We start from the raw sequence: 6775 nt of genomic DNA on the forward strand, positions 1-6775 counted from the left end.
GCGCTCCCCCCCCCGGCGCCCCCCCCCCCGTCGCGGGTTGACGCGGTCCGCGCGCGCTTCGCCGACCGCAAGCCGACCACTACGCGAGCCGTGAGGCTCTGATCGAGCACATGAGAGCGAGCCCGAGGGCACGCAGATGATGCTTCGGAGGCAGGCGAACGGTCGGGATCCCAGGCTGACCGTCGGTTCCCGAGCGTCCAACCACCGTTCAGGACAAGAGATTTGGACGCTCACCTAGCCACCGCGGCCGCACAGTTGGCGGTAGCGTGCGGCGGTGGGTGCCGTGCGGTGGGGCCTGGAGGCTACGGATGGGGACGACGATGCTCGGGGATCTGCTCGACGAGGCCGTGCTGATACTTGAGAAGGGCGTGGTGGGGACGGACGCGCGGCGGGAGGCGGAGGAGCTGGCCGCGCGGGTGCTCGGGGTGGAGCCGGGCGGGCTGGATCCGCGGCGGGAGCTCGACGGGAGATCGGTGCGGCGGTTGCGGGACCTGGTCGGCCGGAGAGCCGGCGGCGTGCCGCTCGGCCACCTGACCGGGCGGGCCGTGTTCGGGGGGCTGGAACTCCTCGTCGGGCCGGGGGTGTTCGTGCCGCGGGTGCACAGCGAGCTCGTGCTCGCTGCCGGCCTGGAGGCCGTCGCGGGGACGGCGGCGCCGACGGTGGTCGACCTGTGCGCCGGCTCGGGCGCGATCGGGCTGGCCCTCGCCCACGCGCGGCCGGACGCCCGGGTGCACGCGGTCGAGTTCGATCCGGTCGCCGCGGACTTCGCCCGCCGCAACGCGGCCCGTCGGGCCGCGCTCGGGGACACCGGGGTGACCGTCCACGAGGGCCCGGCGGACCGGGCGGGCGCGCTCACCGGCCTGGCGGCCGGGGCCGACCTGGTGCTCGCGAACCCGCCGTTCATGCCGGACACGGCCGACGTGCCGGACGAATTCGGCCGCTACCAGCCCCGCCACGCCGTGTTCGGCGGCGCCGACGGCCTGCGGGTCGTGCGGCAGGTGGTGGAGGCGGCGGCCGGGATGCTGCGGCCGGGCGGCGCGCTGGTGGTCGAGCACGGGCACCTGCACGGCGCGACGGTGCCGGCGCTGCTGCGGGAGTCCGGCCGCTTCGCCGAGGTGACGTGCCGCCCGGACCAGGACGGCTGGCCGCTGTACTCCTCGGCCGTCCGCACCGAGGCCTGAGAACGCCAACGGCCGGGCCCCTCCCGCACCGTGCGCGCATGGTGGGGGAGGCGCCCCGGTCTCTTTCGGCTGCAAGATCTGATACGTTCGCAGGCATGTTCCTCCTCTGTGCGTAGTAGTCGGCGTTGCTGCGTCCCGCCGGGCGCGGCCCTTCGCTGCCCACGTACAGGTGAGCGCCCCATTGAGCGGCGCCGACTCTCCCGAGGAACATGCTCATGTCTTCGTCCTTCACGGCACCGTCGTACGCGGCCGTGCTGCGAACCCCCTATGCCCGCCGGACGTTCGGTGCGGCACTGCTGGGCCGCCTTTCGTACGGAATGGTCTCCCTGGCACTGGTCCTGGCGGTCCGACGAGCCACCGACTCCTACGCCGCAGCCGGCAGCGTCATGGCGGTGTTCGGGCTGACCAGTGTCTTTCTCTCTCCGGCCCGCGCCGCTCTGGTGGACCGGTACGGTCCGCGCCGCGTGCTGCCGGTCATGGCCGCCGTCTACGCGGCGTTGCTGACCGCGCTGGCGCTGGCGACCGCGTGGTCGGGCGCGTCGGGGGTCGTGCTGGGCGTCCTCGCCGGCGCCGCGGGCGCCGCCACACCGCCGCTCGGTCCGGTGATGCGGTCGTTGTGGAGCACCCTCGTCCCTGATCGGGGGCTGCTGCAGCGCGCGTACAGCCTGGACGGGGTGGCCGAGGAGCTCCTGTTCGTCACCGGACCGCTGCTGGTGGGCGTGCTGGTGAAGGTGGCCGTGCCGTCGGTGGGTCTCGCGGTGAGCGCCGCCCTCGCGTTGACGGGAGCGCTCGCGCTGGCCACCTCCCCGGCGGCCGGCGGCTGGGCCGCTGCGGGGAAGACCGAGGACGGCGGAACGCCCGCCCGGTCGGCCGGCCGTCCCGGCCTGGGCCAGGCGATCGCCGTCGCGGCGGGTGTGGGGATGGCCCTGGGAGCCCTGGACCTCCTGGTGATCGCCTTCGCCGACGAACGGGACGCTTCCGCGGTGGTGCCGTGGGTCCTGGCGGCGCTGTCGGCGGGCAGTGCCGTCGGCGGTCTCGTCTACGGCGCCGTCCCGTGGCGCAGCTCCAGCAGGCTCCGGCTGTCGGTGCTCGCGGTCGCGCTGGGGCTCGTCCTGGCGGCGACCGGCCTGTCGCCCCACCCCTACGTGCTCATCGTAGGCGCGGCACTGGGCGGGCTCTTCGTGGCCCCGGCCGTCACGACGGCGTATCTGATCGCCGACGAGTGCGCCCGCCCGGGCGCGCGCACCAAGGCGGGCGCATGGGTGAACACGGCCCTCAACGCCGGCTCGTCGTCGGCGACGGCCGGCGCCGGGCTGCTGGTAGGGCGCCTGCCCTTGCCCGTGTGCTTCGCCCTGGCCGCGGCCCCTGTCGTCCTGTCCGCCGCGACCGGGCTGCGCGGCCGCCGCCGCTCCGCACCCCCGGCCCCGCTCGACGAGGAGCCGACGGAAGGCCCTGACGCCGAGCAGCAGCGCCACGGTTACGACGTGGGGCGCTTCTCTGCACTTCACTCAATCGGGCGATGCGGCGGGCCGGTCCGGCGGCGAATGTTCTCTCACCGGTGATCACCTGGGTTCCGATGCAACACGGTGTCCGTCAGGTGCACTCGCGCCGCGCAAGGCGGTCTACCGGATCAGAGCCCACTGGGAGGGCGAATCCGCAGATTGATCACCATCGAACGCGCGCGGGCTTCAAGGTGCTGCGATGGCAAGAGGGTTGTACAGGTCAACCATCGTGCGCACTGGGAGCGGCAACCAATCGCCTGTCGACTGGTCGCTTCGGGATAGCAGTTCGAGTACTTCGGTCGCAGTCGGACGGCGGCTGGGATCGTGGTCGAGGCACCGGGTGATGACACCGACAAACCGAGAGGGTAACAAGCTGAGAGCAGATTCCAGGGATTCGCCGTCCGGGAGCGGCGCGGCTCCTGCGGCATGGCACAACACCATGCCGAAGGCGTAGAGATCCGTGGCATGTGTGATCGGCGCGCCTGTGAGCTGTTCCGGAGCGAGGAACCCCTGCGTGCCGAGGACATAGTTGGTACTGGTGAGTCCGATGCTGTCGAGGGCGCGAGCGATGCCGAAGTCGATGATGCGGGGTCCTGAGCTGGAGATGACGACGTTGCTTGGCTTGAGGTCGCGGTGGACAATGCCGCGGGCGTGGATGCGCTCAAGCGCTTCGGCGACGCCGACAGCGAGGGTGTGCAGGGTCCTCGGGGGCAGGGCCCCTTGCTGGCTGAGGACCTCGTGCAGTGATGGGCCGGGGATGTACTCGGTGGCCAGCCAGGGCGGGTCGCCGTGGGGATCGGCGTCGACCACTGACGCGGTGTGGAACCCACCGACGAGGCCTGCGGCTTCGATCTCGCGGGCGAAGCGTTTCCGGAAGGTCGTATCCTCGGCGAGCTCCCGCCGGATGACCTTTACCGCGACCAGGCGCTGCCCCGGCGACTGGCCGAGGTAGACCGTGCCCATTCCGCCTTGCCCCAGTACCGCCGTCAGCCGGTAGCGGCCGATACGGCGAGGATCATCCTGCCGCAGCGGACGGTGCCCGGGGGCGGTGCCCGACCGCACGGGCGATTGCGGCGTACCAGGCGCCACCCCATCACCATGTGTCGGGGCGACGGGACCCCTGTACCGGTCAGCGTGAGCCTGCTGCGGTGTCGGATCCTGGATGAGCGTAGGCAGTGCGCCCATCTTGCACTCGACTCGGTGGACCCGGATACCCCAGCGGGCGGTGTCCCGATCAAGCGCAGCGAGCAGGTCCATGGTGATCTCCTCTCGGGAGTTCAGGGCCCGTTCGAGGTCCATGCCGTCGATGGTGCGGCGCATCGTGGCGACCGTGAGCTGCTCGATTGCCTGGACGTAGCTGGTCACGCCGTAGGTGGCGGCCCTTGCATCGGACACCTGGTAGGAGACAAAGATGTCGATGTCGACGCGTCGATTGTCCTGCGTGACCACCTGCTGCTGCGGAACCGCCATGACCTGTTCACGCAGGTCGACCCGGAAGCGAACTTTGTCGATGATCGGGATGACGAAGTTCAGACCGGGGTCTAGCGTGCGGGTGTAGCGCCCAAAGCGCTCCACGATGGCGGCGCTGGCCTCCCGAACGATGTAAACCGTCTTGAACAACGTCCTGATGACGAGCGCCATCAAGATGATCAGAACGATGAGGACCGGCTCCACAGCGGCTCTCCCCCTCCTCCAGGTTCCCTGCCCTGACGCCAGCTCGCGCCGGGCAGCAGTCTTCCAGATCTACCCCATGATGCGATTGTCTTCACGAACATGAACTGGCCAGTGGGCAAAGCGCTTTGCGGCGAACGTGGCTATGTCGGCATTCAAACTGTCTTCGGTGGGGATGGGGTTGTTCGTGGCGCGGGAATGCCCAGGTCGATGACGGGCCTGCGAGTGAATCGCTCCGTTTCGTCCCTCTTCGAGCGGAGGAGCGCAAGGGTGAGGTCCAGACCTTCGATCTCCCCGAACCAGCCTTCGGCCTCCGCGCGTTCGCGGCGGGTGAGGAGGTCGGTTTCGAGCTCGTTCAGCCGGCCGAGCATCTTGGGGTTGACGTTGAGCATCGGGCAGCGGATGCAGGCGTGTTCGTGCTGGCAGGGGGTGCCATAGGGACGGGCGCAGGAGCCGAGCTCGACCTTGCGCTTGTCGAAGTGCTCCTCGAACTCCTCCCACTCGGCGGTCGTGGCCTCGCGGTACTCCTCGGCGGGCCTGACCTCGCGCCGCTCGGCGAGGTAGGCCATGTAGTGGCGCACGACGTCCTCGTCGAACACGGCGACGTAGCCGCGGGTGGTCTGGAGATTCAGGTGGCTGATCAGGACGGGCCGTGCAGGCGGGTCGCCGCGCGAAAGCGTTCCAGAACCACCGGAGACCGACCCGTGGAAGCGGCTCCCCGTGCAGCTCGTAGTCGGCGAGCATCCGGGGTCATCAGCGCCGCCCGCCGAACTGCCAGGCGTGCACCTCGATGTGGGCGTACCGGTCCGGGGTCAGGACGGCGCGTGCCGTCTCCCGGTCCGGCGCGCGGAGCAGCGCCGCCGTGCCGAGCCAGGTGGCGCCGTCGTCGGACAGCAGCGGCCCGTAGGCGATCAGTTCGTCCCGGTCGGCCGGGACGGCGAGGTCGGCCGCCTCGCCCGTGCCGAGGCCGAGCACCAGGTACCGGTTGCCGCCGGTCCGGCCGCCCGGGAAGTCCCACATGGTGCGGCCGAGCAGGTTGCGCCACCGCCGCAGCAGCACGTCCCGGTAGACGCCGGCCTGGTAGCCCGGCTCCTCGAAGGCGAACGCACGGGCGGCGGCGGGGCCGGGCAGGTCGACGATGTGCATGCTGCCGGTCGGCGCGCCGTCGTCGTCGAGGGTCGGGCCGCGGGCGATCATCTCCTCCGCGAACCGGTCCATGTAGGACCAGTGGTCTTCCAGCAGTTCGTGGCGCAGCGGCAGGGAACCGGTCCGGTCGCGGTGGTAGCAGAGGAATTCCATGACCGTATGGTCCCGCATGTGAGTGCGCAGGAAGTCGGCCCGGTCGACTTCCTGCGCACGGCGCTGGGCCCAGTACTGCTACACCGGCTCCTGGGCCAGGTTGTCGGTGATGCGCTGGAGCACGGCGACCGCAGCCGCGTACTCCTCCTCCGTGATGTCGCCGAGGAACTCCGTCCGCACCCGGTCCATGTGTTCCTTCGCCGTCGTCAGGCCCTCACGGCCCTGTTCCGTGAGGGTCAGCCGGTCGTCCGTGCCGATGCCGAGCCAGCCCCGGTGCACGAGGGCGTCCATGGCGTGGACGATCACCTCGGGGCCCATGCCGTAGGGCACGGCCACGGCGCGGATCTCCGCCCTGGCGAGGCCCTGCTCGGCCCGGACGATGTTGTTGAGCGCCCACCACTGGGGCTGGGTCACGTCGATGCGTGCGAGGGCCGCCTGCGAGTGTCGCAGGATCGCCTCGGTGGCGCCCCAGGCGACCAGGGCGATGGGCCGTTGGCCGAGGGCGGTGGTGCCGTTCTTCGGGGTGTTTGCGGTCGTCATGATCGCCAAGCTAGGACCTCAAGTGCGGTTGAGGTCAAGGGCGTGGCACGGCCGCCACGAGGTACCCGGTACGGCGGGCTGCGCGGCGCGGATCGAGGAGGTACTGGTGCACGGCGACCGCGGCAAATCGTGCTGACGCACTGGCACGGGGCCCACACCGGCTCGGCCGTCGGCCGGACCATGCCGGGCGCCTTCGACCCCGACCGCGTCCGAGCGATCCGGTCACTGCGTCGGCTTGCTGAGCGGGAGGTCGAAACGGTGCTCTTCGAGCATGGCGACCCGATCGCCCAACGCGCGGCTTTCGCTCTGCGGGAAGCGGCAGCCGCAACCACGCTTTGACGTTCGTGTCCTGCTCTGCCCAAGCCCGCCGGCTGTCGCCGGATCACGAAGTGCCGGTGGGTGGGAAGTCGGGCGGGTCGACTTCCTATGAGTGTGCTCGGGTCAGGGGGCGCCGAGTGGCGGGGTTGGTGCCGCCGGATCGCGGAATGGCCGGGGGGGGGGGTCTGGGGGCCTGGCCACGAAGGCTGCGCCCGCGCGCGCGGGCGCCAGGGGGGGGGGGGGGGGGGGGGCCCCCCCCCCACG

The 6775-nt window shown here is 71.2% G+C and carries 6 protein-coding genes; 2 read left to right on the forward strand and 4 right to left on the reverse strand.

The features are described 5' to 3' along the window. Window positions 1–308 precede the first annotated feature (308 nt). Together ACFV4F_RS41560 and ACFV4F_RS41565 are read left to right on the forward strand one after the other, a co-directional pair. Complete coding sequence (locus ACFV4F_RS41560; protein ID WP_380510902.1) at window positions 309–1181, forward strand: N5-glutamine methyltransferase family protein; 873 nt, start codon at window positions 309–311, stop codon at window positions 1179–1181. 215 nt (window positions 1182–1396) lie between these two features. Continuing rightward, entirely contained in the window at window positions 1397–2743 is a 1347-nt protein-coding gene (locus ACFV4F_RS41565) for an MFS transporter (RefSeq protein ID WP_380510905.1), read from the forward strand. 126 nt (window positions 2744–2869) lie between these two features. Here ACFV4F_RS41565 and ACFV4F_RS41570 read toward each other — a convergent pair whose 3' ends face one another. The 4 genes from ACFV4F_RS41570 to ACFV4F_RS41585 all read right to left on the reverse strand — a co-directional run bounded on the left by ACFV4F_RS41570 (window position 2870) and on the right by ACFV4F_RS41585 (window position 6193). Beyond that, complete coding sequence (locus ACFV4F_RS41570; RefSeq protein ID WP_380510908.1) at window positions 2870–4357, reverse strand: SPFH domain-containing protein; 1488 nt, start codon at window positions 4355–4357, stop codon at window positions 2870–2872. A 152-nt stretch (window positions 4358–4509) separates the two neighbouring features. Continuing rightward, complete coding sequence (locus ACFV4F_RS41575; protein WP_380448914.1) at window positions 4510–4953, reverse strand: hypothetical protein; 444 nt, start codon at window positions 4951–4953, stop codon at window positions 4510–4512. 154 nt (window positions 4954–5107) lie between these two features. Further along, a complete protein-coding gene (locus tag ACFV4F_RS41580; protein ID WP_380448912.1) occupies window positions 5108–5653 on the reverse strand; it encodes a YciI family protein in 546 nt (181 codons plus the stop codon). Between the two features lie 78 nt (window positions 5654–5731). Further along, complete coding sequence (locus ACFV4F_RS41585; protein ID WP_380510910.1) at window positions 5732–6193, reverse strand: MarR family winged helix-turn-helix transcriptional regulator; 462 nt, start codon at window positions 6191–6193, stop codon at window positions 5732–5734. Window positions 6194–6775: the final 582 nt, after the last annotated feature.

Origin of the sequence: Kitasatospora sp. NPDC059722 (assembly GCF_042733235.1) — a bacterium.
In the GTDB taxonomy this organism is placed as follows: Bacteria; Actinomycetota; Actinomycetes; order Streptomycetales; family Streptomycetaceae; genus Kitasatospora.